We start from the raw sequence: 356 nt of genomic DNA on the forward strand, positions 1-356 counted from the left end.
GCCGGGACGCGACGTGTTCTACGAGCCCGAAACGATAAATCCGAGCCGAACCAGCCAACGCGAACACCTCCATGACGAGCCTCGCCCACCAATTCGAACAATATGGCGCCTGGAGAACCGGGGTCCTTCAGTCTCTCGCCGAATTCCAGTCCTGGCTGCAACAGTACGACCTCTATGACGCCACTGCGGATGACCGCGTGCAGCGCATCCAGAGCGTCCTGAAGAGCGACCGGCTGAAGGTTGCGTTCATTGCCGAGTTCTCGCGCGGCAAGAGCGAACTGATCAACGCCATCTTCTTTGCCGACTACGGCCGCCGCATCCTGCCGTCGTCCGCCGGACGGACCACGATGTGTCCT

Annotated in this window: 1 protein-coding gene; it reads left to right on the forward strand. The window is 61.2% G+C overall.

Annotated elements, in window-relative coordinates:
* Window positions 1-71: 71 nt before the first annotated feature.
* On the forward strand, window positions 72-356 hold a 285-nt coding region (locus tag AB4Z25_RS29370; protein ID WP_442210580.1), incomplete at its 3' end, for a hypothetical protein.

The sequence above is a fragment of the Rhizobium sp. RAF36 genome (assembly GCF_052114105.1).
In the GTDB taxonomy this organism is placed as follows: domain Bacteria; phylum Pseudomonadota; class Alphaproteobacteria; order Rhizobiales; family Rhizobiaceae; genus Rhizobium.